28 protein-coding genes and 1 riboswitch are annotated in these 25,229 nt (G+C 67.3%); of the genes, 17 read left to right on the plus strand and 11 right to left on the minus strand.

Going from position 1 to position 25,229, the window contains the following annotated elements:
- Nucleotides 1–165 precede the first annotated feature (165 nt).
- A complete protein-coding gene (guaA, locus tag QPR87_RS09050) occupies nt 166–1,725 on the plus strand; it encodes a glutamine-hydrolyzing GMP synthase (protein ID WP_104490874.1) in 1,560 nt (519 codons plus the stop codon).
- A gap of 305 nt (nt 1,726–2,030) precedes the next feature.
- Nucleotides 2,031–2,987 carry a GNAT family N-acetyltransferase gene (locus QPR87_RS09055; RefSeq protein WP_285049251.1) on the plus strand — a complete coding sequence of 319 codons (957 nt, stop codon included), beginning with the start codon at nt 2,031–2,033 and terminating at the stop codon, nt 2,985–2,987.
- Nucleotides 2,988–2,993: 6 nt separating this feature from the next.
- Here the strand turns inward: QPR87_RS09055 and QPR87_RS09060 are convergent, their stop codons facing one another.
- From QPR87_RS09060 to alr, 6 genes are all read right to left on the minus strand, one after another.
- The gene (locus tag QPR87_RS09060; protein WP_104493656.1) at nt 2,994–3,923 is read right to left on the minus strand and encodes a CBS domain-containing protein; all 930 of its coding nucleotides are present in this window, start codon (nt 3,921–3,923) and stop codon (nt 2,994–2,996) included.
- Nucleotides 3,920–4,444: an rRNA maturation RNase YbeY gene (ybeY, locus tag QPR87_RS09065; protein WP_285049252.1), complete on the minus strand. Its 525-nt coding sequence runs from the start codon at nt 4,442–4,444 to the stop codon at nt 3,920–3,922. Before ybeY ends, QPR87_RS09060 begins: the two co-directional genes overlap by 4 nt.
- Complete coding sequence (locus tag QPR87_RS09070; RefSeq protein ID WP_285049253.1) at nt 4,437–5,564, minus strand: PhoH family protein; 1,128 nt, start codon at nt 5,562–5,564, stop codon at nt 4,437–4,439. The genes ybeY and QPR87_RS09070 overlap by 8 nt, the downstream gene beginning before the upstream one ends.
- A 115-nt stretch (nt 5,565–5,679) precedes the next feature.
- Complete coding sequence (locus QPR87_RS09075) at nt 5,680–6,417, minus strand: ABC transporter ATP-binding protein (protein ID WP_285049255.1); 738 nt, start codon at nt 6,415–6,417, stop codon at nt 5,680–5,682.
- Nucleotides 6,417–7,175 (minus strand): MlaE family ABC transporter permease, encoded by a 759-nt coding sequence (locus QPR87_RS09080; protein ID WP_231000520.1) that lies wholly within the window; start codon nt 7,173–7,175, stop codon nt 6,417–6,419. The genes QPR87_RS09075 and QPR87_RS09080 overlap by 1 nt, the downstream gene beginning before the upstream one ends.
- Nucleotides 7,172–8,191: an alanine racemase gene (gene alr / locus QPR87_RS09085; RefSeq protein WP_285049258.1), complete on the minus strand. Its 1,020-nt coding sequence runs from the start codon at nt 8,189–8,191 to the stop codon at nt 7,172–7,174. Before alr ends, QPR87_RS09080 begins: the two co-directional genes overlap by 4 nt.
- Nucleotides 8,192–8,349: 158 nt before the next feature.
- Between alr and QPR87_RS09090 the strand changes: the two genes are divergently transcribed.
- The 8 genes from QPR87_RS09090 to QPR87_RS09125 all read left to right on the plus strand — a co-directional run bounded on the left by QPR87_RS09090 (nt 8,350) and on the right by QPR87_RS09125 (nt 14,938).
- Nucleotides 8,350–9,882, plus strand: a complete 1,533-nt coding sequence (locus QPR87_RS09090) for an acyl-CoA carboxylase subunit beta (protein ID WP_011749924.1) — start codon at nt 8,350–8,352, stop codon at nt 9,880–9,882.
- 25 nt (nt 9,883–9,907) lie between these two features.
- Nucleotides 9,908–10,561, plus strand: a complete 654-nt coding sequence (locus QPR87_RS09095; RefSeq protein ID WP_011749923.1) for a DUF6497 family protein — start codon at nt 9,908–9,910, stop codon at nt 10,559–10,561.
- Nucleotides 10,562–10,745: 184 nt separating this feature from the next.
- Nucleotides 10,746–10,877 (plus strand): hypothetical protein, encoded by a 132-nt coding sequence (locus tag QPR87_RS09100; protein WP_260155383.1) that lies wholly within the window; start codon nt 10,746–10,748, stop codon nt 10,875–10,877.
- Nucleotides 10,878–10,970: 93 nt separating this feature from the next.
- Nucleotides 10,971–11,384: a hypothetical protein gene (locus QPR87_RS09105; protein ID WP_104493651.1), complete on the plus strand. Its 414-nt coding sequence runs from the start codon at nt 10,971–10,973 to the stop codon at nt 11,382–11,384.
- A 145-nt stretch (nt 11,385–11,529) separates the two neighbouring features.
- The gene (locus QPR87_RS09110) at nt 11,530–11,775 is read left to right on the plus strand and encodes a hypothetical protein (RefSeq protein ID WP_011749921.1); all 246 of its coding nucleotides are present in this window, start codon (nt 11,530–11,532) and stop codon (nt 11,773–11,775) included.
- A gap of 66 nt (nt 11,776–11,841) precedes the next feature.
- Nucleotides 11,842–12,054, plus strand: a complete 213-nt coding sequence (locus QPR87_RS09115; RefSeq protein WP_041530384.1) for a YMGG-like glycine zipper-containing protein — start codon at nt 11,842–11,844, stop codon at nt 12,052–12,054.
- A gap of 117 nt (nt 12,055–12,171) precedes the next feature.
- Nucleotides 12,172–14,229 (plus strand): acetyl-CoA carboxylase biotin carboxylase subunit, encoded by a 2,058-nt coding sequence (locus QPR87_RS09120; protein ID WP_011749920.1) that lies wholly within the window; start codon nt 12,172–12,174, stop codon nt 14,227–14,229.
- A 49-nt stretch (nt 14,230–14,278) separates the two neighbouring features.
- The gene (locus QPR87_RS09125) at nt 14,279–14,938 is read left to right on the plus strand and encodes a hypothetical protein (RefSeq protein ID WP_011749919.1); all 660 of its coding nucleotides are present in this window, start codon (nt 14,279–14,281) and stop codon (nt 14,936–14,938) included.
- Here QPR87_RS09125 and QPR87_RS09130 read toward each other — a convergent pair.
- A complete protein-coding gene (locus QPR87_RS09130) occupies nt 14,904–15,086 on the minus strand; it encodes a hypothetical protein (RefSeq protein WP_104493650.1) in 183 nt (60 codons plus the stop codon). The two genes, QPR87_RS09125 and QPR87_RS09130, sit on opposite strands and share 35 nt — an antisense overlap.
- A gap of 99 nt (nt 15,087–15,185) precedes the next feature.
- Nucleotides 15,186–15,713 carry a DUF4174 domain-containing protein gene (locus tag QPR87_RS09135; RefSeq protein WP_011749918.1) on the minus strand — a complete coding sequence of 176 codons (528 nt, stop codon included), beginning with the start codon at nt 15,711–15,713 and terminating at the stop codon, nt 15,186–15,188.
- Between the two features lie 57 nt (nt 15,714–15,770).
- Here QPR87_RS09135 and scpA point away from each other — a divergent pair, with 57 nt between their 5' ends.
- The 4 genes from scpA to QPR87_RS09155 all read left to right on the plus strand — a co-directional run bounded on the left by scpA (nt 15,771) and on the right by QPR87_RS09155 (nt 20,529).
- On the plus strand, nt 15,771–17,915 hold the full coding sequence (gene scpA, locus QPR87_RS09140) for a methylmalonyl-CoA mutase (protein WP_231000517.1): 2,145 nt from the start codon (nt 15,771–15,773) through the stop codon (nt 17,913–17,915).
- 88 nt (nt 17,916–18,003) lie between these two features.
- A complete protein-coding gene (locus QPR87_RS09145) occupies nt 18,004–18,492 on the plus strand; it encodes a GNAT family N-acetyltransferase (protein ID WP_104493648.1) in 489 nt (162 codons plus the stop codon).
- Nucleotides 18,493–18,611: 119 nt separating this feature from the next.
- Entirely contained in the window at nt 18,612–19,145 is a 534-nt protein-coding gene (locus QPR87_RS09150; RefSeq protein ID WP_011749915.1) for a hypothetical protein, read from the plus strand.
- 67 nt (nt 19,146–19,212) lie between these two features.
- Nucleotides 19,213–20,529 carry a homoserine dehydrogenase gene (locus QPR87_RS09155; protein ID WP_285049271.1) on the plus strand — a complete coding sequence of 439 codons (1,317 nt, stop codon included), beginning with the start codon at nt 19,213–19,215 and terminating at the stop codon, nt 20,527–20,529.
- Between the two features lie 85 nt (nt 20,530–20,614).
- On the opposite strand, the gene QPR87_RS09160 is transcribed toward QPR87_RS09155, so the two are convergent.
- Both QPR87_RS09160 and QPR87_RS09165 read right to left on the minus strand, forming a co-directional pair.
- The gene (locus QPR87_RS09160) at nt 20,615–21,259 is read right to left on the minus strand and encodes a GntR family transcriptional regulator (protein WP_011749913.1); all 645 of its coding nucleotides are present in this window, start codon (nt 21,257–21,259) and stop codon (nt 20,615–20,617) included.
- 45 nt (nt 21,260–21,304) lie between these two features.
- Nucleotides 21,305–21,988, minus strand: coding sequence for a M48 family metallopeptidase (locus QPR87_RS09165; protein WP_011749912.1), 684 nt, complete (start codon nt 21,986–21,988; stop codon nt 21,305–21,307).
- 148 nt (nt 21,989–22,136) lie between these two features.
- Here QPR87_RS09165 and QPR87_RS09170 point away from each other — a divergent pair, with 148 nt between their 5' ends.
- Both QPR87_RS09170 and QPR87_RS09175 read left to right on the plus strand, forming a co-directional pair.
- The gene (locus tag QPR87_RS09170; RefSeq protein ID WP_011749911.1) at nt 22,137–22,460 is read left to right on the plus strand and encodes a TIGR02300 family protein; all 324 of its coding nucleotides are present in this window, start codon (nt 22,137–22,139) and stop codon (nt 22,458–22,460) included.
- Nucleotides 22,461–22,533: 73 nt separating this feature from the next.
- Nucleotides 22,534–23,007, plus strand: coding sequence for an NUDIX hydrolase (locus QPR87_RS09175; RefSeq protein WP_011749910.1), 474 nt, complete (start codon nt 22,534–22,536; stop codon nt 23,005–23,007).
- Between the two features lie 3 nt (nt 23,008–23,010).
- Here QPR87_RS09175 and QPR87_RS09180 read toward each other — a convergent pair whose 3' ends face one another.
- On the minus strand, nt 23,011–23,652 hold the full coding sequence (locus tag QPR87_RS09180; protein WP_011749909.1) for a TenA family protein: 642 nt from the start codon (nt 23,650–23,652) through the stop codon (nt 23,011–23,013).
- A gap of 65 nt (nt 23,653–23,717) precedes the next feature.
- Nucleotides 23,718–23,849: riboswitch (TPP riboswitch) on the minus strand.
- Nucleotides 23,850–24,016: 167 nt separating this feature from the next.
- Here QPR87_RS09180 and QPR87_RS09185 point away from each other — a divergent pair.
- Nucleotides 24,017–25,207: an AI-2E family transporter gene (locus QPR87_RS09185; RefSeq protein ID WP_011749908.1), complete on the plus strand. Its 1,191-nt coding sequence runs from the start codon at nt 24,017–24,019 to the stop codon at nt 25,205–25,207.
- Nucleotides 25,208–25,229: the final 22 nt, after the last annotated feature.

The following is a 25,229-nucleotide window of genomic DNA, read 5'->3' on the forward strand; positions in this document are numbered from 1 at the left end:
GCCGGATGGGTATTTGAGAAACGGAAAGCCGCAGGTTGCGCGCAGTTTCCCGACCCGAGCGCACGGCCCCTGCCGCTTTCCGTTTTCCAAATACCCATGCAACGCCGCAATCCAGGTCGCCGCCTGCCTCTTGCGCACCGCCATGCCGCAGCCTAAAGCCTTGCCATGACCCAACATCAGCGCCTTCTCATCATCGATTTCGGCTCCCAGGTCACGCAGCTGATTGCGCGCCGCCTGCGCGAGTTGAACGTCTATTGCGAAATCCACCCGTTCAACGCGGTCGACGACGCCTTCCTGAAAGACTTCGCCCCGCAGGCCGTGATCCTGTCGGGCGGTCCCGCCTCGGTCACCCAGGCGGATTCGCCGCGCGCGCCGCAGAGCCTCTTCGACATGCAGGTGCCGGTCTTCGGCATCTGCTATGGCCAGCAGGTGATGATGGAGCAGTTGGGCGGCCGCGTCGAATCGGGCCATCACGCCGAATACGGCCGCGCCTTCATCGCGCCCGCCGAGGGGCACAAGGGCGATGGCATCTTCGCCGGCCTGTTCGATACCGGCCGCGAGGAAGTCTGGATGAGCCATGGCGACCGCGTCACCCGGCTTGCGCCGGGCTTCGAGGTGATCGGCACCTCGCCCAATGCCCCCTTCGCCATGATCGCGGACGAGGCACGCAAGTTCTTTGCCGTGCAATTCCATCCCGAGGTCCATCACACCCCGAACGGCCGCCGGATGCTGGAGAATTTTGTCCGCATGGCGGGCTTTGCCGGCGACTGGACCATGGCATCCTATCGCCAGGAGGCGATCCGCAAGATTCGCGAGCAGGTCGGGACCAAGCGGGTGATCTGCGGGCTGTCGGGCGGCGTCGACAGTTCGGTCGCCGCCGTGCTGATCCACGAGGCGATCGGCGACCAGTTGACCTGCGTCTTCGTCGATCACGGGCTTTTGCGGCTGAACGAGGCCGAGGAAGTCGTGACCATGTTCCGCGACAACTACAACATCCCGCTGATCCATGCCGACGAGAACGAATTGTTCCTGTCGGCGCTGGAGGGCGTCAGCGACCCCGAGGTCAAGCGCAAGACCATCGGCAAGCTCTTCATCGACGTGTTCCAGAAATACGCGAGCGAAATCGAGGGCGCGGAATTCCTGGCCCAGGGCACGCTTTACCCGGACGTGATCGAATCGGTCAGCTTCTCGGGCGGCCCCTCGGTCACGATCAAGAGCCACCACAATGTCGGCGGCCTGCCCGAGAAGATGGGGCTGAAGCTGGTCGAACCGCTGCGCGAGCTTTTCAAGGACGAGGTCCGCGCCCTGGGCCGCGAGCTTGGCCTGCCCGAGAAATTCATCGGCCGCCATCCCTTTCCCGGCCCCGGGTTGGCGATCCGCTGCCCGGGCGAGATCACCCGCGACAAGCTGGAGATCCTGCGCAAGGCCGATGCGGTCTTCATCGACCAGATCCGCAAGCACGGGCTTTATGACGAGATCTGGCAGGCCTTCGTCGCCATCCTGCCGGTGCGCACCGTGGGCGTGATGGGCGACGGGCGCACCTACGATTATGCCTGCGCGTTGCGCGCCGTGACCTCGGTCGATGGCATGACGGCGGATTACTATCCCTTCAGCCACGAGTTCCTGGGCGAGACCGCGACGCGGATCATCAACGAGGTCAAGGGCATCAACCGCTGCACCTATGACATCACCTCGAAGCCGCCGGGCACGATCGAGTGGGAATGATCCCGCGTCTGGCACGGCAAGGCACCTGAAGGCATAAAAAGCAGCTAAGCCTGCGTAATCGCGGGCTTTTTTGTATTTGTGTCTGGCACGATCTGGCAACAGGAGGAAGCGCCAAGCACCGTTTGAGCATGGCATTAAAGCTGGTATTATGGTTTGGCGATGCCATGATTGATGCCGATACCATGCTGCGTTATTTTGTGTGCTCATGGTATCAGCGTTTTACAAGTTACTGTTTTATAAATAAAAAATACGATAAATTCGAGGTTTTTTCAGCATGGTATCGGAAATGAAGAAGGATAAGGTACATGCTGACCGATACCAAGCTGCGCAATCTCAAGCCCAGGGACAAGCTCTACAAAGTGAATATCGCCGCTAATGGTTTCGGCCCCGGGAACGCTGCCGGTTCCCGCCGGCCCGTCATTGCGGCAACCGTTCACAACAAGGATCCTGCCATGAGTTGCGCCTGCGGACAGAACCACAACCACGCACCCCCGCTCGTTCTGGGCGGCGAGGAGATCCCCCTTGAGAGGCCGCTGGTTTCGTTGAGCGGACGGCTGATCTGCAAGGACGCGGCGCAGATGCTGCTGGCGCTGGACCTTCTGACCGAACATGCCGAACTGAGCCGGGCCGAACCCGGCAACCTGCGCTTCGACCTCGCCCAGGCCGAGGATCCGCTGGTCTGGGAACTGAACGAGCTTTACGCCGACGAGGCGGCCTTCCAGGCGCATCGCGACCGGCTGAAGGACAGCCGCTGGGGCCGCGAAAGCCATGGCATCCAGCGCGACTTCACCCGCAGCGAGCCGATGCCGCGCCTCCGCGCCGAGATGGCGCATGACCGCGCCGCCGTCTCGGAGCTGCTGGCATGCGCCTTCGACGGGCCGGCCGAGGCGCGGCTGGTCGAGGCACTGCGTGCCGATGACGACCTGGCGCTGTCGCTGGTGGCCGAGGCCGAGGGCACGGTGATCGGCCATGTCGCGCTGTCGCCGCTCAAGGCCGAGGGGCCGGCGCTGGCGCTGGCGCCGCTGGCGGTGCATCCCGCCGTGCAATCGCGCGGCATCGGCGAGGCGCTGACCCGCGCCGCCCTGGCGGCGTTCGACGACCATACCATCGTGGTTCTGGGCGATCCCGCCTATTACGGCCGCTTCGGCTTCGCTCCCGCCGATCTGGATTCGCCCTATGCCGGGCCGCATCTCATGGCGCTGGGGCCTGAGCTGCCCGCAGGCAGCCGCATCGCCCATGCCCAGGCATTCGCCGGGCTCTGACGCGCCTCAGCCCTCGCTCTCCGGCGGCGCCTCCTGTTGCGGCAGCCGGAGCCGCACGCGCTTGACCCGGCGCGGATCGGCGTCGACGATCTCGAACTCGGCGCCGCTTTCATGCGGGATCACCTCGCCGCGCACCGGCACCCGGCCGGTCAGCATGAAGATCAGGCCGCCCAGCGTGTCGATCTCTTCCTCTTCCTCGTCGGTGGCAAGGCGCAGGCCGGTCTGGGCCTCGACATCCTCCAGCGCGGCGCGGGCCTGGATCAGCCATTGGCCGGGCTTTTCCTGGATGACGAGCCCGCCCTCGATCTCGTCATGCTCGTCCTCGATCTCGCCGATGACCTGCTCGATCAGGTCCTCGATGGTGACGAGCCCGTCCACGCCGCCATATTCGTCGATCACCAGCGCCATGTGGATGCGCTTTTGCTGCATCTGCTGCAAGAGCACGCCGATGGGCATCGAGGGCGGCACGTAAAGCAGCGGCCGCAGCATCGGGCGCAGCGCGAACTTGACCGGAGCCTTGACGCCGAAGCCGTATTTCAGCGCCAGATCCTTCAGGTGGATCAGCCCCAGCGGGCTGTCCAGCGTGCCACGAAACACCGGGATGCGGGAAAAGCCGTGCTCGCGGAACATCTCGACCAGTTCCGGCAGGGTGGCAGTCACCGGCGCGGCGACGATCTCGGCCTTGGGCACGGCCACGTCGTCGACGCGCATCCGCCGCAGGTTGACCATCCCGGGAACGCCCGACGACGGGGCGGCCGGTCCCTTGTCGCGGGCCTCGGCGCCCTCGGGCTCGGGCTCGCCGCCGCCGAAGGCACCCAGGATGCGCCCCAGAAAGCCGCGCGATTGCGGCAGGTCACGCCCGTCCCCGCCCGTGCCATCCGCCCATGAGGCGGGTTCGGCGGAGACGGGCGTGTCGGGACTTCGGTCGTTGGTCATGTCTCATGTTCCAGATAAGGGTCGGGGATGCCCAGCTTGCCCAGGATCGAGCGTTCGGCATCCTCCATGGTTTCGGCATCCTCGTCGTCGATATGGTCATATCCTGCAAGATGCAGCATGGCATGGACAAGAAGATGCGTGGCGTGATCGGCGAAGGGCTTGCCCTGCGCCTCGGCCTCGCGCAGGCAGGTGTCGTAGGAAATGGCGATATCGCCCAGTTCCTCGGCCCCCGGCGGTTCGGGATGGGCGCCGGGCTCGCGCGCCTCGAACTCGACCGCGGGCCAGCTCAGCACGTTGGTGGGCTTGGGCTTGCCGCGGAACTCGGCGTTCAGCGCGGCGATGCGGGCGTCGTCGCAGCCCATGACCACGACCTGAAAGGCATCCAGGTCCAGCCATTCGCCCACCGCGCGGGCGGCGCGTTCGGCCATGGCGGGCAGGTCGGCATCCTCCCAGCGGTCGTCCTCCAGCACGATGTCGACGATCTCCGGCACCTCTTCCGGCGCGTCGGCACTGTCAGGCATCGCTCGGCCCCCCACCTGCCACTCCTCCGCCGGCCATTCCCCCGCCGGCCAGCCGCGGCTCGCGCCGCGGGATGCGCTGGCCGCGCTCGTCGAAGACCTCGCCCCGGGCCAGCGCCGCCTCAGCCTCGGCGTCGTAGGCTTCGATGATGCGGGCGACCAGCGTATGGCGCACCACGTCCTTGGCGGTGAAATAGCTGAAGCTGATGCCCTTGATGCCCTTGAGGATCTTTTCCGCCTCGACCAGGCCGGAATGCACGCCGCGCGGCAGGTCGATCTGGGTGCGGTCGCCGGTGACCACCATGCGCGAGCCCTCGCCCAGCCGGGTCAGGAACATCTTCATCTGCATGGTGGTGGCGTTCTGCGCCTCGTCCAGCACCACGAAGCTGTTCGACAGCGTGCGGCCGCGCATGAAGGCCAAGGGCGCGATCTCGATGCGCTTTTCCTCCATCAGCTTCTGCACCTGCTTCGCGGGCAGGAAATCGTTCAGCGCGTCATAGAGCGGCTGCATGTAGGGATCGACCTTTTCCTTCATGTCGCCGGGCAGGAAGCCCAACCGCTCGCCCGCCTCGACGGCGGGGCGCGACAGGATGATGCGATCCACATGGCCGCCGATCAGCATGGTCACGCCCACGGCCACCGCAAGGTAGGTCTTGCCGGTGCCGGCGGGGCCGATGCCGAAAGCCATTTCGTTGGCGAACAGCGCACGGACATAGTCCTTTTGCGCATCGGTGCGCGGCTCGACGGTCTTCTTGCGGGTGCGCAGCTCGATCGGGCCGGTCTGGAACATCTCCAGCTGCTCGGCCGGGCTCGGCCCTTCGGCCACCGTCTCGCTGCCCATGCGCAACGCGGCCTCGACCTCGGCCATCTCGACCGGGCGGCCCTGCTCCAGCCTTGCGTAAAGCGCGCGCAGCACCTGCGCCGCCTCGGCCTGGGCCTCGACCGGGCCCACGACCGACAGAAGGTTGCCGCGTCGCAGGATATGCACCTTCAGCGCCTCCTCGATCCGCGCGAGGTGGCGGTCATGCGGGCCGCAGAGGTCGATCAACAGCCGGTTGTCGTGGAATTCCAGCAGGGTTTCGCCGGGGGTCGCGGTCGCGGGATGCGTAGGGGTCAGACCCAAATTCGTCTCCGAGGTGGGGTTCTCAGTAACTCATGGTTGCAACTGCGCGGGATTCGCACAAGAGGGGCGGCCCCGCTGTTTTGGATTTGCAGCCGATTCGGCGAAAAAACGGACATCATGCTTGCGGTCCGCGCGCCATGGGGCGGGCGCGCCCTGCGACGAAATCACGCAGGTAATCGTCCTCGGCCGAGTCCAGCCCGGCCACGCTGCCCTGCCAGCGCAGCCGTCCGCGATCCAGAAGCGCCACCCGGTCGGCGATGCTGCGCACCGAGCTCATGTCATGGGTGATGGTGATGGCGGTGGCGCCGGTCTCGTCGGCGATGCCGCGGATCAGGGCGTTGATCGCCGCGGCCCGGATCGGGTCCAGCCCGGTGGTCGGCTCGTCGAAGAAGATCACCTTCGGGTCGGCGGCGATGGCACGGGCCAGCCCGGCGCGCTTGCGCATGCCCCCCGAAAGCTCGGCCGGGTAGAGATCCGCCACCTCGGGGCCAAGGCCGACACGGGCCAGCTTATCGATGGCGATCCTGCGCGCCTGCGCCCTGGGCATGGTCCGCAGCAGGCGAAAGGCGACGTTGCGCCAGACCGGCAGGCTGTCGAACAGAGCCGCATTCTGGAACAGCATGCCGAAGCCGTCCATGAACGCCGCCCGCTGCCCAGCCAGCGGCTCGCCCCGCCACAGGACCTGCCCGGCATCGGGCGTCTCCAGCCCCAGGATGCAGCGCAAGAGCACCGATTTCCCGGTGCCCGAGCCGCCGATGACCACCAGGCTTTCGCCCTCAGCCAGATCCAGGTCCACGCCGTCCAGCACCCGCTTGGCGCCATAGGCTTTGGACAGGCCGCGCACCGCCAGCATCAGAAGAACAGCCCCGTCAGCGCGAAATTGGCGGCCAGGATACCGACCGAGGCCGCGACCACGGCATTGGTCGTCGCCCGCCCGACGCCCGCGGCCCCCCCGGCCGCCGTCATGCCGAACCAGCAGCCCGACAGCGCCACGATCAGCCCGAAGACCGCGCCCTTGAGCAGGCCCGAGACCACGTCCCAGCTTTCCAGATAGGCCCAGGAATTGGACAGGTAGATGGCCGAGTTGAACCCCAGCGCGTTCACTCCGATCAGCCAGCCGCCCATGATGCCGATCACGTCGCCCACGCCCACCAGCATCGGGACGCAGAGCAGCGCCGCCCACAGCCGGGGCGAGACCAGCCAGCCCACGGGATCGGTCGAAAGCGTCACCAGCGCGTCGATCTGCTCGGTCACGCGCATGGTGCCCAGCTCTGCCGCGATGGCGCTGGCGACGCGGGCTGCGACCATCAGCCCGCCCAGCACTGGGCCAAGCTCGCGCGCCATGCCGATGGCGACGATGGCGGGCACCACGTCGCCGGCCTGGAAGCGCTCGCCCCCGGAATGGATCTGCAAGGCCAGCGCCGCGCCGGTGAACAGCGCCGTCAGCCCGACCACCGGCAGCGAGAGCCAGCCGATCTGCATGACCTGCCGCGCCAGTTCCGCCGGATGTTGCCCGACCCGGGCCAGACCGCGTGCGGCAAAGATCGTCACCTGCCCGGTCATCCGGGTCAGGCCGATCGCCGCCCTGCCGGTCAGCCGGATCGGGTTCAAAGCCAGGTCCGCTCGTAGCGCCGCCCCAGCGAGGTCAGGATCTCATAGCCGATGGTGCCCGACAGCGCCGCCAGGTCATCGACGCCCTGCCGCGCGTTCAGGATCTCCAGCGCCGCCGGCACGTCGGGCAGATCGGTCACGTCGACGGTGATCAGGTCCATCGAGATGCGGCCGATCACCGGCACCCCGCGCTCGCCGACCCAAAGCGTCAGCTTGCCGTCCCGCGCCAGCGCCCGTGCCAGCCCGTCGGCATAGCCCGCCGCCACCGTCGCCACGCGCGACGGGCGCGCGGCAGTCCAGGCATAGCCGTAGCCCACGGATTCGCCGGGCTTCACCTCGCGCACCTGGATCACCGGCAGCGCCAGCGTCACCACGGGCCGCGCATCGGCAAAGGGCTCGCCGCCGTAAAGCCCGATGCCGGGCCGCACCAGGTCGAAATGGTAATCCGGCCCCAGCAGGATGCCGCCCGTCGCCGCCAGCGAACGCGGCGCGGTCACGTCCTCGGTCATCGCGCGAAAGGCGGCGAGCTGCTGGGCATTGGCCGGGTGGTCCGGCTCGTCTGCGCAGGCCAGGTGCGACATGATCAGCGCCGGGCGGGCGGCCAGCGCCTCGGCCCGGATGGCTGCCCATTCGCCGGGCTCGATGCCCAGCCGGTTCATGCCGCTGTCAAGCTGGATGCCGAAGGGACCGCGCGGACGCAGCGCACGGTCGCGGAAGAACTGTTCGGGACTGTTCAGCAGCGGAACCAGCCCGGCCAGATCCGCGCCCTCCATATGGCCGGACAGCACGAAGATGCGCGCATCATCGGGCAGAAGCGGCCGGATCGCCCGCCCCTCGGAGGCCAGCGCGACGAAGAAATCCCGCGCGCCCGCCGCGTAAAGCGCCGGCGCGACGCGATCCGCGCCCAGCCCATAAGCATCGGCCTTGACGACCGCAGCCGCCCGCGCGCCCGGGGCCCTGGCCGCAAGCGCCTTCCAGTTGGCCACGATGGCCGGAATATCGATGACGAGTCCCATGGCAGCGGCATGGCTCCTGCCATGCGCGGCGTCAAGGGTTTTAGCATTTTTGCTATTTGCAGCGCGGGATGCTAGCATATTTTGCAAATATTCGCCTTTCCGCTTCCCGCACCCGCAGCAAGCCTATAGTTTGCTGCAAACCCAAAGGGAGACGGCTCATGAAGGACATCCTCGGCGAACTGGAATCGCGCCGCCGCGATGCGCGGCTGGGCGGCGGACAGCGGCGCATCGACGCCCAGCACGCCCGCGGCAAGCTGACCGCGCGCGAGCGGCTCGAGCTGTTGCTGGACGAGGGTTCCTTCGAGGAATTCGACATGTTCGTCCGCCACCGCTCGACCGATTTCGGCATGCAGGAGGACCGCCCCTACGGCGACGGCGTGGTCACCGGCTGGGGCACGATCAACGGCCGCATGGTCTATGTGTTCAGCCAGGACTTCACCGTCTTCGGCGGCTCGCTATCGGAAACCCATGCGCAGAAGATCTGCAAGATCATGGACATGGCGGTCCAGAATGGCGCCCCGGTGATCGGGCTGAACGATTCGGGCGGCGCGCGCATCCAGGAGGGCGTCGCCAGCCTTGCCGGCTATGCCGACGTGTTCCAGCGCAACATCATGGCCTCGGGCGTGGTGCCGCAGATCTCGGTCATCATGGGTCCCTGCGCCGGCGGCGCGGTCTATTCGCCGGCGATGACCGACTTCATCTTCATGGTCAAGGACACCTCCTACATGTTCGTGACCGGCCCGGACGTGGTCAAGACGGTGACGAACGAGGTGGTGACGGCCGAGCAGCTGGGCGGCGCCTCGACCCATACCAAGAAGAGCTCGGTCGCCGACGGCGCCTTCGAAAACGACGTCGAGGCCATGTCCGAGATCCGCCGGCTGGTCGACCTCTTGCCGCTCAACAACCGCGAGAAGGCGCCGACCCGGCCGTTCTTCGATGATCCGAACCGCGTCGAGCCCAGCCTCGACACGCTGATCCCCGACAACCCGAACCAGCCCTACGACATGAAGGAACTTATCCTGAAGGTCGGGGACGAGGGCGATTTCTACGAGATCCAGAAGGATTTCGCCGCCAATATCATCACCGGCTTCATCCGCATCGAGGGCCAGACCGTGGGCGTCGTCGCCAACCAGCCCATGGTGCTGGCCGGCTGCCTCGACATCGACAGCTCGCGCAAGGCCGCGCGTTTCGTGCGCTTCTGCGACGCCTTCGAGATCCCGATCCTGACCTTCGTCGACGTGCCGGGCTTCCTGCCGGGCACCGGGCAGGAATATGGCGGCGTCATCAAGCATGGCGCGAAGCTGCTCTTCGCCTATGGCGAGGCGACGGTGCCGAAGGTGACCGTCATCACCCGCAAGGCTTACGGCGGCGCCTATGACGTCATGGCCTCCAAGCACCTGCGCGGCGATTTCAACTATGCCTGGCCCACCGCCGAGATCGCCGTGATGGGCGCCAAGGGCGCGGTCGAGATCCTGTATCGCAGCGAACTCGGCGATGCCGAGAAGATCGCCGGCCGCACCAAGGATTACGAGGACCGCTTTGCCAACCCCTTCGTCGCCGCCGAGAAAGGCTTCATCGACGAGGTGATCCAGCCGCATTCGACCCGCCGCCGCGTCGCAAGGGCCTTTGCCTCACTGCGCGGCAAGAAGCTGTCGAACCCCTGGAAGAAGCACGACAACATCCCGCTGTAACGGCGGGAAACCGGAGGGAGGACGCATGTCGGGAATTGCGGTGATCGGCCTTGCGCTGGTGCCCTCGGCCGTTCTGGCCGGGATGGCCGGCCCTGCGCTGGCGCAAGGCGCCCAGGCCGACATCGTCCTGCCCTCGGGCGCCGTGGTGCGCTGGCAAGAGACGCGCCACGACGATGCCGGCGGGTTCGGCCTGACCTATCGCTTTCGCTTCGTCATGCCCGACCTGGCGCAGCGCGTGCCGGCGACCAGCGGCCCGGCCTCGGATTTCGTGGAAAACGAGGCGCGCGAACCGATCGAGATCGACACCGAAACCGGCGAGACCCTGGGCGCCGAGCCGGATGACGGCCTGATCGACCCCGCGACGCTGGAGGATCTGGCCGAGGCGGACATTCCCCCCGAAACCGAGGAGGAAGCGGCCGATGCGCTGGTCGGCACCCCGGTCCTGCCCGCTGCGCCCGACGTGCTGGCGCAGGACCCCGTGCATGACGACATCGTCTGGCTATGCGAGAACTGGGCCCTGCCCCGCATCGCCGCTCCGGCGCCGCGGCCCAGCCAGATCATCATCAGCCTGGCCGACCGCGAGGTGCCCTTCGGCGCCTTCGATCCCGAGGCGGTGCAGATATTCGAGGCGTTCCGCCTGCCGCCCGACCGCGACACCTGCGAATGGGAGCCGTGGTGATGCGTTTCCCCCTGCCCTCTGATGCAAGCCTGCCACAGCCGCCCGCACCCGCGCCCGCCTGCCTGCCGGGCGCCTGTCGGCCCTGCCCCGTGCTGGCTATCATGGCGCCGCGGTCGCACGAAGCGGCCGAATCTCAACCGAGCAGTCGGGACCTCGCCGTCCCGCATTACAGGAGCATGACAACATGTCGAAAAAGCTTGCACTCGCCCTCGTCCTGGTCGGCCTCGCAGCGGCCTGCGCCAAGAAAGAGCCCGATGTCGCCCCGATTCCGGTCCAGCCCGAGCCGGTCTTCCAAGGCAAATACGGCGCCAACTGAGCCATTGGCCGCGCGCGGGCTGCAAGGCGGCCCGCGCGATCCGCGTTCCGCCTGCCCCCCGCGCGCCAACGCAATTCCAAGAGGGGGCAAGACATGCTGAAGCATCGCGGCTTTCCCGGCCGCCTTCCCGGCACCGATTTCCAGTTCACCATCCGCCGCGCCAACAAGAAGGGTGCAACGCCCTTGACCCGGCGCGAGCGTTTCCGCGACCGCAAGCCGGCCGACCGCCGCGCCGACACCGCCTTTCTGGCAGCCTTGATCGCGCATTTCGGCGAGGAACCCTTTCAGCGCGGCAATCTCGACGCCGGGCGTCTGTCCTGGCTGCTCGGCCGCGAGGTGATCGCCGTCGGCAAGCTGGACCCCACCGATTACGACCAGCTTCTGCGCGTCGACATGAAGCGCGCCGAGGCCAGTTTTCCCGAGCTTTTCGCCGAGGACGCCCCGGAATTCGACTGGGACGACGAGGAGTGGGATGACGAGGATCGGGACGGCGAGGACGAGCTCTGATGGCCGGCCTGGGGATGGGCGGATTGCCGCGTAGCGTTGCCTTTTCACACCGTTGTCAGTTTCTTCCGGGGATAGTGCGTGCAATATTGTGCGCACCTCTATCACCAACGGCCCGGAAGCGGGCCCATAATACAGGCAAAAAGCTATGCAAAAATCCGTCATCCTCCGTCTTTCCGGCGCAGTCCTGCTGGTCGCCGGCCTTGCTGCCTGCGAACAGGGCTATGGCGGCGGCTCGACCCTGTCCCCCGACGCGCAGCGCGCGGCTGGCGGCGCGTTGGCCGGTGCGGCCGTGGCAAAGATCATCGACGGTGACGTTGCAACCGGCGCCCTCATCGGCGCGGCCGGCGGTGCGCTGTGCGACGACGCCGGCGTCTGCCAGCGCCGCTACTGATTTCAACAGGGCCGATGGCGCAGGGCTGACCGCCCGCGCCGCCGCCCGCATCCCGGAGCAAACGAGATGTCCAAGAAACTCGTCCTCGCGCTTGGCCTCGGCCTTTTCGGCCTGGCCGGCTGCACCCAAGGCATCAATCCGACCGACATGGATCGCGGCCTCATCGGCGCCGGTGTCGGCGCGACCGCTGCCCATGTGGGCGGCCATAACGTCGCCAAGGGCGCGGCGATCGGCGCTGTCGCCGGCGCGCTCTGCGACGACGTGCGTCTGTGCCAATAACGCCTTCGCCACGCTGACGGCCCGCCTCGGCGCGCCGATCCAGCCTTTTTCCAGCCGTCCCGGCAACCTGCCGGGGCGGCTTTTTCACGTTCGGGATCTGCCCCAAGGGAAAGAAACATGTTCAAGAAAATCCTGATCGCCAACCGGGGCGAGATCGCCTGTCGGGTCATCAAGACCGCCAAGAAGATGGGCATCCAGACCGTCGCCGTCTATTCCGACGCCGACCGCAACGCGCTGCATGTCAAGATGGCGGACGAGGCCATCCATATCGGCCCGCCCCCGGCCAATCAGTCCTATATCGTGATCGACAAGATCATGGAGGCGATCCGGCAGACCGGGGCCGAGGCGGTGCATCCCGGCTACGGCTTCTTGTCCGAGAACATGAAATTCGCCGAGGCGCTGGAGAAGGAAGGCGTCGTCTTCATCGGCCCGCCCTCGCCTGCGATCGAGGCGATGGGCGACAAGATCACCTCGAAGAAACTGGCGCAAGAGGCAGGGGTCAGCACGGTTCCCGGCTATATGGGCCTGATCGCCGATGCGGACGAGGCGGTAAAGATCTCGGGCCAGATCGGCTATCCGGTGATGATCAAGGCATCGGCCGGCGGCGGCGGCAAGGGCATGCGCATCGCCTGGAACGATCAGGAGGCGCGCGAGGGCTTCGAGTCGTCCAAGAACGAGGCGGCGAACAGCTTCGGCGACGACCGCATCTTCATCGAGAAATTCGTCACCCAGCCCCGGCATATCGAGATCCAGGTGCTGGCCGACAAGCACGGCAATTGCGTCTATGTGCATGAGCGGGAATGCTCGATCCAGCGTCGCAACCAGAAGGTGATCGAAGAGGCGCCCTCGCCCTTCCTGGACGAGGCGACCCGCAAGGCGATGGGCGAGCAGGCCGTGGCGCTGGCCAAGGCGGTGGGCTACGCATCGGCCGGCACGGTCGAGTTCATCGTCGACGGCCAGAAGAACTTCTATTTCCTGGAAATGAACACCCGCCTGCAGGTCGAGCATCCGGTGACGGAGCTGATTACCGGCATCGACCTGGTCGAGCAGATGATCCGCGTCGCGGCCGGCGAGAAGCTGCCTTTCGCGCAAGCGGACCTGAAGATCAACGGCTGGGCCATCGAAAGCCGGCTTTATGCCGAGGATCCGTATCGCAACTTCCTGCCCTCGATCGGCCGGCTGACCCGCTATCGCCCGCCCGCCGAGACCGCCGCCGGCCCGATGCAGGCCGCCGATACCTGGGTGCCCGCCCATCCCGGCGACCATCCGCCCGCGGCCGCGACCGGGGTGCGCAACGATACCGGCGTCTACGAGGGCGGCGAGATCAGCATGTATTACGACCCGATGATCGCCAAGCTCTGCACCTGGGCGCCGACCCGCGCCGAGGCCATCGAGCAGATGCGGCTGGCGCTGGACGAGTTCGAGGTCGAGGGCATCGGCCACAACTTGCCCTTCCTTTCGGCGGTGATGGACCATCCGAAATTCGTCTCGGGCGATATTTCCACCGCCTTCATCGCGCAGGAATATCCCGACGGCTTCCTGGGCGCAACGCTGCCCGATGCCGAGATCACCCGCGTCGCCGCCTCGGCCGCGGCCATGCACCGCGTCGCGGAAATCCGGCGCACCCGCATCTCGGGCCGGCTGGACAATCACGAACGCCATGTCGGCGAGCATTGGGTGGTCTTCGTCGCCGGCAAGGAGATCCCGGTGCGCATCACCGCCGACAAGCAGGGCTCGACGGTCGAGATCGACGGCAGGAAGCTGCGCGTCGAAAGCGACTGGCTACCGGGGCAGTCGCTTGCCCGGCTTTCGGTCGATGGCGCGCCGCTGGTGATGAAGGTGGACCGCCTGCCCTCGGGCTTCCGGCTGCGGGTGCGCGGCGCGGACCTGAAAACCTATGTCCGCCGCCCGCGCGCAGCTGAACTGGCACGGCTGATGCCCGAGAAGCTGCCGCCCGACACCTCGAAATTCCTGCTCTGCCCGATGCCGGGACTGGTGGTCAGGATCAATGTCGAGGCCGGGGACGAGGTGCAGGAGGGCCAGGCGCTGGCCACGGTCGAGGCGATGAAGATGGAAAACATCCTGCGCGCCGAGAAGAAGGCCGTGGTGAAATCCGTCAACGCCGCGCCCGGCGAAAGCCTCAAGGTCGATGACGTGATCATCGAGTTCGAGTGACAGGAAACCGCCGGGCGCTTGCAGGCGCCCGGCTGCAAGGTGGGAACCCATGCCGATTCTGGACGACTATCTCAGCCCCCAGGCACAGCAGGCGTTCATCGCCGGGCTGTTCATCGCCACGGGCTGGTGGGTCGTCGCCTTCCAGAACCGCCGCCGCGATGCCAAGCTGCGGACCGAGCGGGTCGACGACATGCAGCGCGCGCTTCTGGCCGAGGTGCGCGCCCATGTCGTCGCGCTGGAGCGCCAGGTGCAGGACGGGCGCTTTGACACGCTGCTTTCGCAGATCGAAGAGGGCAATGCCGGCTTGGTCATCGCCCATAGCGGCAACGACCGCATCTTTCGCGCCGTGCTGCCGGACATCCACCTGCTGCCGGGGGCGGTGATCGACCCGGTGGTCATCTATTACCGGCTGATCGCGGTCATGGATTCCATGGCCGAATCCATTCGCCGCATGGCCCGCAGCCGTCCCGAGGGCGCCGCCGACATGATGCTGGATTACATTCTGCTGAACCAGGAAGCGCGCGAGGCCGGGCTGGACGTTCTGGAGGTGCTGACCGCCAGCCTGCGCGGCGGCGAGGCCGAGATCCAGGCCATGCTGCGCAAGCAGCGCGAGGATGCGGGCCGGCTGATCGCCGCCACCCTGCCCGGCGAATTGGCCGGGCTTCGCGATCGCCTCAATAAGCGATCTTCGGACCGGAGCGGCCTTTGATGGGTTTCAGGCCGATGACACTGGTGATTTCATTCGCGCTGCGGGTGCGGCGCAGCCGCTCGATCACCTGCTCGATGGCCGGGTCCGGCTTGCGCGGCCGGGACGGAGCGGCCTCGTCGGTCACGCGCGTCAGGGACGATTTCGCCATGGCACAGCTCCTTTGCAGCGGGCAGCCCATCTGCCCTGGCCCCAAGATAAGGCGTCAAGCCCCTTGTCGCAATGAAGGAGTTGCGATTTTCGCAACTTCCTATGGCAGCCCGGCGCGCCCGATTTCCTGCAAGCGCAAGGGAAACTTGTCGATCGCCCGCGTGATCTCGCGCACCGACCAGGGCACGGGCTTGCGTTGCTTGACCTGGCCGTCCTTGTCCATCAGCACCAGCGAGAACCCCTCGGGTCGCAATTGCCGGCGCCAGATGCTTGCCGCCGCCGGGTCGGTATCGGTGATCACCACCACGTCGCGCAGGATCAGCGGCGCCGGGTCGCGCCGCAGGGCCGCCAGTTGCTCGACAAAGGCCGGATCGGCCGCGGTATTGGCAAAGATCACCACCGGCCGCGCCTGCCACATGAATTCCGCCGGATCGGCCTCGGCCGCAGGCAGAACGGTCAGTTCGTTCGCGGGCCTGTCAGGGCGCGCGGAGGCATCGCTTTCGCTGCGCGCGGCGGGCACTTCGCCGCGCACATACGGGCGATGGCCGTCCGCCTCGCCCTCGGGCCTGGACCCCATCGCCGCCACCAGCGGCACCATAGCCAGAAAAATCAACCGTTTCAGTTTCATCATCCCCTCATCTACTCATTCATATAAGAGCCGAGGGGCCGTGGGAAAGGATGCAAGATGACCGAAAGCACGAAAGCCGCCCTCGAGGAATGGCGCAGGCTCGCCAGCAAGGAGTTGAAAGGCGCCGATCCCGACAGCCTGACCTGGCACACGCTGGAAGGGATCGAGGTCAAGCCGCTTTATACCGAGACGGACGTGAAGGACCTGCCTCATCTGGGCAGCCTGCCCGGCATCGAGCCCTTCACCCGCGGCCCGCGCGCCACCATGTATGCCGGCCGGCCCTGGACCATCCGGCAATATGCGGGCTTTTCCACCGCAGAGGAATCGAACGCCTTCTATCGCAAGGCGCTGGCGGCCGGGCAGCAGGGCGTCTCGGTCGCCTTCGACCTGGCGACGCATCGCGGCTATGACAGCGACCATCCGCGCGTCGAGGGCGACGTGGGCAAGGCCGGCGTCGCCATCGACAGCGTCGAGGACATGAAGATCCTGTTCGACGGCATCCCGCTGGACAAGGTTTCCGTGTCCATGACCATGAACGGCGCGGTGATCCCGGTTCTGGCGAACTTCATCGTCACCGGCGAGGAACAGGGCCATTCCCGCGCCGTGCTGTCGGGCACGATCCAGAACGACATCCTCAAGGAGTTCATGGTCCGCAACACCTATATCTATCCGCCCGAGCCCTCGATGCGGATCATCGCGGACATCATCGAATACACCTCGAACGAGATGCCCAAGTTCAACTCGATCTCGATCTCCGGCTATCACATGCAGGAGGCGGGCGCGAACCTGGTGCAGGAGCTGGCCTATACGCTGGCCGACGGGCGCGAATATGTGCGCGCCGCGCTGAAGGCCGGGATGGACGTGGACCAGTTCGCGGGGCGGCTCTCCTTCTTCTTCGCCATCGGCATGAATTTCTTCATGGAGGCGGCCAAGCTGCGCGCGGCGCGGCTGCTGTGGACGCGCATCATGAAGGAGTTCGAGCCGAAGAAGCCCGGCTCGCTGATGCTGCGCACCCATTGCCAGACCTCGGGCGTCAGCCTGCAGGAGCAGGACCCCTACAACAACGTGGTCCGCACGGCCTACGAGGCGATGGCGGCGGCGCTTGGCGGCACGCAGTCGCTGCACACCAACGCGCTGGACGAGGCCATCGCGCTGCCCACCGAGTTCAGCGCGCGGATCGCAAGGAACACCCAGCTGATCCTGCAAGAGGAAACCGGCATCACCCATGTCGTCGACCCGCTGGCCGGCAGCTATTACGTCGAAAGCCTGACCGCCCAACTGGCCGAAAAGGCCTGGGCGCTCATCGAGGAGGTCGAGGCCATGGGCGGCATGACCAAGGCCGTGGCCTCGGGCATGCCCAAGCTGCGCATCGAGGAGACCGCCGCGCGCCGTCAGGCCCAGATCGACCGCGGCGAAGAGGTCATCGTCGGCGTGAACAAGTATCGCTTGGCGAAAGAGGACCCGATCGACATCCTCGACATCGACAACATGAAGGTGCGCGACGCCCAGATCGCGCGGCTGAACCGAATCCGCACGACGCGGGACGAGGCGACATGCCAGGCGGCGCTGGCCGAACTGTCGCGCCGGGCGAAGGAAGGCGGCAACCTGCTGGAAGCCGCGGTCGAAGCCGCGCGGGCGCGCGCTTCTGTAGGAGAGATCAGCATGGCGATGGAAAAGGAATTCGGCCGCCACCGCGCCGAGGTCAAGACCCTGGCCGGCGTCTATGGCGCGGCCTATGAGGGCGACGACGATTTCGCGCAGATCCAGCGCGACGTCGAGACCTTCGCCGAAGAAGAGGGCCGCCGCCCGCGCATGCTGGTGGTCAAGATGGGCCAGGACGGCCATGACCGCGGCGCCAAGGTGATCGCCACCGCCTTCGCCGATATCGGCTTCGACGTCGATGTCGGCCCGCTGTTCCAGACCCCCGAGGAAGCCGCGCAGGACGCCATCGACAACGACGTGCATGTCGTGGGGATCTCGTCGCAGGCGGCCGGCCACAAGACGCTGGCGCCCAAGCTGATCGCCGCGCTCAAGGAGCAAGGCGCGGGCGACATCATCGTGATCTGCGGCGGCGTGATCCCGCAGCAGGATTACGATTTCCTCAAGAAGGCCGGGGTAAAGGCGATCTTCGGGCCGGGGACCAACATCCCCTCGGCCGCGCGCGACATCCTGTCGCTGATCCGCGCGGCGCGGGCGGCGTGACAAGGCTGCGGCCGCGGTGCCTGGCATCGCGGCCGCACGAATATTTGGAAACGGTGAAGGCGGCTGCTTTGGGAAAGGAGGCCGGGAGATGGAACTTCGTCCTGCGCGCGACGGGGATATTCCCGCGATGCTGGGCTTCTGGAACCCGCTGATCCGCGAAACCACGATCACCTTTTCCAACGAAGAAAAGACCGCCGAGGGGCTTGCGCAAATGATCGCCGGGCGCCGGGCGGCCGGGCGCGAGTTCCTGGTTGCCGAGGAGGCCGGCGAAGTGCTGGGACTGGCGAGCTACGACCAGTTCCGCGGCGGCAACGGCTATGCCCATTGCATGGAGCATACCGTCATCCTGTCGCCCGCCGCGCGCGGGCGCGGGGTCGGCCGGGCGCTGATGGCGGCGCTGGAGGACCATGCCCGCACCGCCGGCTCGCACAGCATGATCGCCGCCGTCTCGGCCGAGAACGAGGCCGGCATCGCCTTTCACCGCGCCATCGGCTACGTGCCGGTCGGACTGTTGCCGCAGGCGGGGCGCAAGTTCGGCCGCTGGCTGGACCTGGCGCTGCTGCAAAAGATCCTCTGACCCCGACTTGCCTGGCGCCGGGCGCTGTGGAAAACTCGCGCCCGGAAACACCGGGGCCGAAAACACGAGGCCGAAAACACGGGGAACAGGATGAGCAAGAGCCGCAACCGCGGGACAGCATGGCAAGGATAGGCGCGCCGCCCGAGACGCATTACACCTTGCCGGCCGATTTCGCCGCGGCGCTGGGACAATGCGTGGCGAGTTTCGGCTGGCTCGAGGAAATCATCAAGCGCACCATCTATGCGCTGGACCGCGCGCGGCTGGCCGACGACCTGACCGAGGAAGAGCTGCAAAGCTGGCTGACCCGCATGGTCTCGATCGCCGACGACTCCATGGGCACGCTGATCGAACAGCTCGACGCCGCCATGCGCCGCTATCCCGGGCTGCGCGACCGCAACCGCATCACGGACCGGCTGGCCGAGATCCGCCTGCAGCGCAACCTGCTTTGCCATGCCTCCTGGCGGCCGACCGAGGACAAGGCGCGCTGGCACCCCGCCTTCGTCAACACCAAGGGCGAGGTGCAGCGCCAGCCGCTGGGCATCGCCGACCTGGACGCCGTCCGCGCGGACACGGTCGAGATCGGCACGCGGGTCCTGCGGGTGATGCGGGCGACCGGGGTGCAGGGCTATTGGGCGGGCGACGACGAGGCCTGAGCCCATGCGCGTTGCAACGTGCCGCGCCATCCGCTAACACCGCCTGGTCCATAAATAAGAGTTTCATATGTCCGCCCAGAAACAGGGGCAAAACGCCTCTCCGCTTCGTCTCGGCATCGCTGGCCTCGGGACGGTCGGCACCGGCACCGTCAAGATCATCCAGAAACACGCCGCCCTGCTGGCCCTGCGCGCCGGAAGGCCGATCGCCATCACCGCCGTCAGCGCCCGCGACCGGATGAAGAACCGCGACGTGGACCTGTCCGGCTATGGCTGGGAAGAGGACGCCCGTGCGCTCGCGCTGCGCGAGGACGTGGATGTCTTCGTCGAGCTGATCGGCGGCGACGAGGGCATCGCCCGCGAGGCGGTGACCGCCGCCCTGCGTGCCGGCAAGGACGTGGTGACCGCCAACAAGGCGCTGCTGGCGATCCACGGCCAGGAACTGGCGGAACTGGCCGAGGCCAATGGCCGGGTCATCCGCTTCGAGGCCGCCGTGGCGGGCGGCATCCCGGTGATCAAGGCCATAACCGAGTCGCTGGCCGGCAACGAGATCCGCCGCGTCATGGGCGTGATGAACGGCACCTGCAACTATATCCTGACCCGCATGGAAAGTGCCAGCCTGCCCTATGAGACGGTGTTCGAGGAGGCCCGCCAGCTTGGCTATCTGGAGGCCGACCCGACGCTGGACGTGGGCGGCATCGATGCCAGCCACAAGCTGGCGATCCTGGCGGCCATCGCCTTCGGCACGCGGCCCAGCTTCGACGCGGTCGAGATCGAAGGCATCGAGCGCGTCAGCATCGACGACATCCGCCGCGCAGCCGACATGGGCTATCGCATCAAGCTTCTGGGCGTGGCGCAGATGACCGGGCGCGGGCTGGAGCAGCGCATGTCGCCCTGCCTCGTGCCCGCCGACAGCCCCCTGGGGCAATTGCAGGGCGGCACCAACATGGTGGTGATCGAGGGCGACTCGGTCGGCCAGATCGTGCTGCGCGGTCCGGGTGCCGGCGAAGGCCCGACCGCCAGCGCGGTGATGTCCGACGTGGTCGAGATCGCGCGCGGCGTGCGCATGCCCAGCTTTGGCCAGCCGGCGATGGCCCTGGCCTCGCCGCAGCCGGCCCGCACGGCGGTTCCGGCGGCCTATTACATCCGCCTGCAACTGACCGACAAGCCGGGCGCGCTGGCCAAGGTGGCGACCGTTCTGGGCGATTCCGGCATCTCGATCGATCGCATGCGCCAATACGGCCATTCGCGCAGCGAGGGCGTGGCGCCGGTGCTGATCGTCACCCACAAGACCACGCCCGAGGCCATAGACCATGCCATCGAGGCCCTGCCCCGCACCGGCGTCATCGCCGGCGAGCCGGTCGAGCTGCGCATCGAAGAGGTCTGAGCCGGCACGGGCGGCGCCCCGCCGCATCGCCGGGTTTTCGGGTATTTGCAAAACGGAAAGACCGGCTGGCGGCGCCGGGGCGGCCTCAGGCGCTGCCGAGATGGCGCAGCCCATGCGTCACATCGGCGCGGACCGCCAGCCGCAGCCCCGGCTCGTCCCCGGCCCGCAGCGAGGCCAGGATCATGCGGTGATGGCGCGGCGGTTCGTTGCGCTTCATCCGCCCGTACAGCGCCCGCATGGTCGGGCCAAGCTGCAGCCAGACCGTCTCGACGATGGCCAGCATCGCCGGGGCCTGGGCACGCAGGTAAAGCAGGCGGTGGAACTCCAGATTGGTGCGGATGTAGCCCACGGCGTCGTGGCGCTCGGCCGCCTCGCCGATGGCGGCGTTGATGACGGCCATGCGCTCGATCAGGGCCTGGTGGGCACGCGGCAAGGCGCGGGCGGCCAGTTCCGGCTCGATGAGCCCGCGCAGGGCGGCCAGTTCCTCGATCCGCTCGACCGACAGTTCCGGCGTGGCGATCCGTCCCGAGGAGGAGAGCGACAGCGCCCCTTCGGCCACCAGACGGCGCACCGCCTCGCGCGCGGGTGTCATCGAGACGCGATGCTCGGCGGCGATGCCGCGCAGGGTCAGGGGCAGCCCCGGCGGCAGTTCGCCCAGCATGATGCGCTGGCGCAGGTTGCGATAAAGCCGCTCATGGGCCGAACTTTCCGAGGAACGCGTAACAGTCATGCGCCATCTGTGATCACAAATCCGGCCGCCGTCAAGCCGCCCCGGTCAGGAGCGGAAGCGCCAGGCCAGCAGTTCATGCCCATGCTGGCGCAACCAGTCGCGATGGCGTGCATAATCGGGCCTCAACCGGCCGGTCGCGGCCCAGAAGGCGGCGGAGTGATCCATATGCAGCAGATGCGCCACCTCATGCGCGGCGACATAGTCCAGCACCTCGGGCGGCGCCATGGCCAACCGCCACGAAAACATCAGCCGCCCGTCATGGGTGCAGCTGCCCCAGCGCGAGCGGGTATCGCGCAGCGCGAGCGCGCGAAAACCGCGCCCCAGCGCCTCGGCATGGCGGCCGCAGGCCGAAATCAGCCGTGCCTGCGCCAGATGCTTCAGCCAGGTCTCGACCAGCACGCCGGGGGGACGGCCCTGCGGCACCAGCAGCGCCTCGTCCGCCAGTTCCACCCTGCGCCCGCCATGGGGCAGGATCCGCCGCTGGCGGCCCTCGACGGGCAGCAGGGCGCCATGATCCACCAGGCGCAGCGGCGGCATCCCGGCCCGGGTCTGGCGCAGCCATTCGGCCCGCGACTCGGCAAAGGCGCGACCATCGGACAGGCTGGCGCGGCTGGGCAGGGTCAGCACCACCTCTCCGCCCGCGCGCGCCACGCGCAGGGTCATGCGACGCGCGCGGGCCGAGCGCCGCAGCGTCACCGGAATGTCGCCTCCGACCAGAATCCTGTCCATATTTTCCCGCATCTTGCGAAGGGCCGCCCCTCTGCCCATGTTTCCCCCGCACCGCTACCGGCCTGCAAGGGGGAAAAGGCTTTGACAGCCTGCCCCGGCTGTGGCAGGGGACAGCGGATTTAGCTGAACGCGGCAGAAAGAGAACACCATGCCCAAAGAGGAATGGGGCACGAAACGCCTTTGCCCCCATTGCGCGACGCGCTTTTACGACCTGACGAACGACCCGATGACCTGCCCGGCCTGCGGTGCAGAATTCACGGTGGAAAGCCTGACCAACGGCCGCTCGCGCTCGCTGATTTCGGAAAAGGCCGCCTCGCGCGAGGAAGACCGGACCGCTCTGGTCGATGACGACGATCTGGACGATGACGCCGACACCGGCGATCTGGACGACGATCTGCTGGACGACGACGATGACGATGGCGACATGTCGCTGGAGGACATCGCCGACGTGCCGGACAATGACGACGAGTAAGCCCTCGTCCTGACCAATCTGGGGCCCCGGAGCGCAACCCGCGCGGCCGGGGCCTTTTTCATGGCGGCCGAACATGCGGATCATCGACAGACAGGCCATGCGCGCCATCCTGCTGACCCCGGACGACCGGGTGCTGCTGATGCGGGTCGATTACGGCGGCGGCGACTGGTGGATCACCCCCGGCGGCGGCGCGGAGCCCGGCGAGACGCCCGAACAGACCCTGCGCCGCGAACTGGCCGAGGAACTGGGCTTCGCCCTGCCCGCCATCGGCCCGCTGGTCTGGAGGCGACGCGTGGCGATGACGCTGCACCAGCAGCGCTGGCGGCAGTCCGAGGATTATTTCCTGATCGAGACCCCGGATTTCACGCCGGCGATCCAGAACGCCCCCGAGGCCGCCACCATCCGCGAATTCCGCTGGTGGAGCCTGGCCGAGATGCGCCACACATCCGAGCGGCTGGCTCCGGCCGGGCTTTTGCGCATCGTGCTGGATTATCGGGAAAGCGGGCCGCCCGGCAGCCCGCCCGATGTGGAAATCATCGAGGATTGATCGCTAGCCCGCGTAGGCATCATCGAAAAATTCCCGCTCAAGCCGGACGGCACGGCTGAAGAAGTCCCGCGCCTGATCCGCCGCCTCGGGCCCGACGCGGTCGAACTCGTCCCGCAGGAAGCCCACGAAATCGCGGAAGAAGGGATTGTCGTGCAGCGTGATCCATTCGGCATGGACGAAGTTCTCCGGCAGCGGCCGGGACGCGCGCATGGCCCAGTCGAGGTAAAGCCCCTCGGCCACGTTCAGCACCGCCAGAACGGCCGGATAGGCGCGCGTCGCCGCCGCCTCGCGCATCAGCGCCTGAAAGCCCGCGGTAGGGGCGCTGTCGGGAATGGCGGCGCGATCCGCCGCGCTGACGCCAAGCGCGGCAAAGGCGCGCAGGAAATAGTCGTTCTCCTCGCCCGAGACCATGCCGGCGAAGCGCCCGAAACGCAGCCGCGATTCGAAACGGTCGGCCGAGGCGATGGCCGCACCCAAAAGCGTCAGGAAGGCATCGAGAAAGCGGTGGTCCTGCACCAGATAGCGCGCCATCGCCGCATCCGCGATGCTGCCGTCGCAAAGCTCTCGCACGAAGCGATGGTTCACGGCGGCGGACCAATCGGTCGCGCATTCGCCGCGCAGGGTCTCAAAGAAGGTTTCGGTCATCATGCCCTCATGGCTTGGGGCGAGACCGTCGGTGCGGGCGGCCTCGCGGTGAGGCCGGCAAAAGGCAGGTGCATCTTTCCCATTCCTCCGCCGGCATGATCCGGGTCAGGTTCGAAGGGTCACCGCGCCGCCCGTCGCCGGGACGATCGAGGCCAGCGGTTTCTCAGCCCCTTGCCGGGGCTCCCCTTGGTGGCGCCAGACTAGCGCGGGCGGCGGCGCCTGTCACGCGCTTCCCACAAGATCGTGAGCCGCGAAATCCGCAGGCAACCGGCCATGGCGCGGCATTCCGGCTTGCAGCCGGGGGCGAGATGTTATCTCGTTGCCGCAGGGAGGGCGCGACCCGCCCCCAGCCAGGATCGGGACCATGACGACAGGCGAAATGCCGAAACCCACGACCGCGACAGAGCTGAACGATCCCGCCGCACCGCGGCAAAGCCCCAAACAGGTCGGGCTGCGCGTGCATCGCCCCCCCTTGCTGACCAATATCTCGGCCGCACGCTGGCTGCTGCTGGCCATCGTGGCGGCCTCGATCTATTTCTTCCACGGCTTCCTGGTGCCCGTGCTGGCCGCCATGGTGATCGCGCTGGCCAGCTGGCCGCTGCGCGAGCGTGCGGCCCATCAGCTGAACCTGGGCCGCACCTGGGCGGCGGCGGCGCTGGTGCTGGTGCTGGTCTGTTTCCTGCTGATCCCCATCGCCATGGCGCTGATCTATGCCTTCCGCGAGTTGCGCGACTGGATCAACTGGGCGATCCTGGTCAACAGCTCGGGTGCCGCGACACCGGGCTGGATGGTCGACCTGCCGCAGATCGGCGACTGGCTGGACGAGAACTGGCAGACCTATATCGGCCGCCCCGGCGGCATCAGCGAGATCGTGCAACTGGTCAGCGGCTCGAATATCGGGGCGATCTATCGCGGCGCGGTGACGGCGGGAACGCTGGCCTTCCACCTGGCGCTGACGCTGCTGTTCATGCTGATCACGCTGTTCGTGCTTTATCGCGACGGCGACAAGATCGTGGCGCAGATCGACCAGGTCGGGCGCCGCATCCTGCCCGACCGCTGGAGCAGGCTGTCGCGCGTGGTGCCCGCGACGATCAGCTCGACCGTGACCGGCATGACGCTGATCGCCATCGGCGAAGGGGTGATCCTGGGCATCGCCTATTGGCTGGCGGGCGTGCCCTCGCCGGTGACCTTCGGGGTCATCACCGGCTTCATGGCGCTGATCCCGGGCGGAGCGCCGCTCAGCTTCACGCTGGTTTCGATCTATCTGGTGGCCAGCGGCTCGCCCGTCGCGGGGGCGGCGCTGTTCGTCTGGGGCACTTGCGAGCTGTTCGTCGTGGACAAGACCATCCGCCCGGTCCTGGTCGGCGGCCCGGTCAAGCTGCCTTTCCTGCCGACCTTTTTCGGCCTGATCGGCGGGGTCAAGACCATGGGCATCGTCGGGCTGTTCGTCGGGCCGGTGCTGATGGCGCTGCTGGTCTCGATCTGGCGGGAATGGCAGCGCGAACTCTCCGAAGAGGAGCAGCGGCAGGACAGCAAGCTGATCGGGCTGGAATGACCGGCGCGTGACCAACACCGGA

Source organism: Paracoccus sp. SSJ, assembly GCF_030234105.1.
Classification (GTDB): domain Bacteria; phylum Pseudomonadota; class Alphaproteobacteria; order Rhodobacterales; family Rhodobacteraceae; genus Paracoccus; species Paracoccus denitrificans.

Excerpts from the sequence above, each read along its gene's own strand:
- QPR87_RS09055 (WP_285049251.1), top strand. The coding sequence starts at position 2,031 with ATGCTGACCGATACCAAGCTGCGCAATCTCAAGCCCAGGGACAAGCTC.
- QPR87_RS09125 (WP_011749919.1), top strand. The coding sequence starts at position 14,279 with ATGCCGATTCTGGACGACTATCTCAGCCCCCAGGCACAGCAGGCGTTC.
- QPR87_RS09105 (WP_104493651.1), top strand. The coding sequence starts at position 10,971 with ATGCTGAAGCATCGCGGCTTTCCCGGCCGCCTTCCCGGCACCGATTTC.
- QPR87_RS09180 (WP_011749909.1), bottom strand. The coding sequence starts at position 23,652 with ATGACCGAAACCTTCTTTGAGACCCTGCGCGGCGAATGCGCGACCGAT.
- QPR87_RS09130 (WP_104493650.1), bottom strand. The coding sequence starts at position 15,086 with ATGGCGAAATCGTCCCTGACGCGCGTGACCGACGAGGCCGCTCCGTCC.
- QPR87_RS09120 (WP_011749920.1), top strand. The coding sequence starts at position 12,172 with ATGTTCAAGAAAATCCTGATCGCCAACCGGGGCGAGATCGCCTGTCGG.
- QPR87_RS09185 (WP_011749908.1), top strand. The coding sequence starts at position 24,017 with ATGACGACAGGCGAAATGCCGAAACCCACGACCGCGACAGAGCTGAAC.
- alr (WP_285049258.1), bottom strand. The coding sequence starts at position 8,191 with ATGGGACTCGTCATCGATATTCCGGCCATCGTGGCCAACTGGAAGGCG.
- QPR87_RS09165 (WP_011749912.1), bottom strand. The coding sequence starts at position 21,988 with ATGGACAGGATTCTGGTCGGAGGCGACATTCCGGTGACGCTGCGGCGC.
- guaA (WP_104490874.1), top strand. The coding sequence starts at position 166 with ATGACCCAACATCAGCGCCTTCTCATCATCGATTTCGGCTCCCAGGTC.
- QPR87_RS09095 (WP_011749923.1), top strand. The coding sequence starts at position 9,908 with ATGTCGGGAATTGCGGTGATCGGCCTTGCGCTGGTGCCCTCGGCCGTT.
- QPR87_RS09175 (WP_011749910.1), top strand. The coding sequence starts at position 22,534 with ATGCGGATCATCGACAGACAGGCCATGCGCGCCATCCTGCTGACCCCG.
- QPR87_RS09110 (WP_011749921.1), top strand. The coding sequence starts at position 11,530 with ATGCAAAAATCCGTCATCCTCCGTCTTTCCGGCGCAGTCCTGCTGGTC.
- QPR87_RS09100 (WP_260155383.1), top strand. The coding sequence starts at position 10,746 with ATGTCGAAAAAGCTTGCACTCGCCCTCGTCCTGGTCGGCCTCGCAGCG.
- QPR87_RS09090 (WP_011749924.1), top strand. The coding sequence starts at position 8,350 with ATGAAGGACATCCTCGGCGAACTGGAATCGCGCCGCCGCGATGCGCGG.
- ybeY (WP_285049252.1), bottom strand. The coding sequence starts at position 4,444 with ATGCCTGACAGTGCCGACGCGCCGGAAGAGGTGCCGGAGATCGTCGAC.
- QPR87_RS09115 (WP_041530384.1), top strand. The coding sequence starts at position 11,842 with ATGTCCAAGAAACTCGTCCTCGCGCTTGGCCTCGGCCTTTTCGGCCTG.
- QPR87_RS09075 (WP_285049255.1), bottom strand. The coding sequence starts at position 6,417 with ATGCTGGCGGTGCGCGGCCTGTCCAAAGCCTATGGCGCCAAGCGGGTG.
- QPR87_RS09170 (WP_011749911.1), top strand. The coding sequence starts at position 22,137 with ATGCCCAAAGAGGAATGGGGCACGAAACGCCTTTGCCCCCATTGCGCG.
- QPR87_RS09145 (WP_104493648.1), top strand. The coding sequence starts at position 18,004 with ATGGAACTTCGTCCTGCGCGCGACGGGGATATTCCCGCGATGCTGGGC.
- QPR87_RS09160 (WP_011749913.1), bottom strand. The coding sequence starts at position 21,259 with ATGACTGTTACGCGTTCCTCGGAAAGTTCGGCCCATGAGCGGCTTTAT.
- QPR87_RS09155 (WP_285049271.1), top strand. The coding sequence starts at position 19,213 with ATGTCCGCCCAGAAACAGGGGCAAAACGCCTCTCCGCTTCGTCTCGGC.
- scpA (WP_231000517.1), top strand. The coding sequence starts at position 15,771 with ATGACCGAAAGCACGAAAGCCGCCCTCGAGGAATGGCGCAGGCTCGCC.
- QPR87_RS09150 (WP_011749915.1), top strand. The coding sequence starts at position 18,612 with ATGGCAAGGATAGGCGCGCCGCCCGAGACGCATTACACCTTGCCGGCC.
- QPR87_RS09060 (WP_104493656.1), bottom strand. The coding sequence starts at position 3,923 with ATGACCAACGACCGAAGTCCCGACACGCCCGTCTCCGCCGAACCCGCC.
- QPR87_RS09135 (WP_011749918.1), bottom strand. The coding sequence starts at position 15,713 with ATGAAACTGAAACGGTTGATTTTTCTGGCTATGGTGCCGCTGGTGGCG.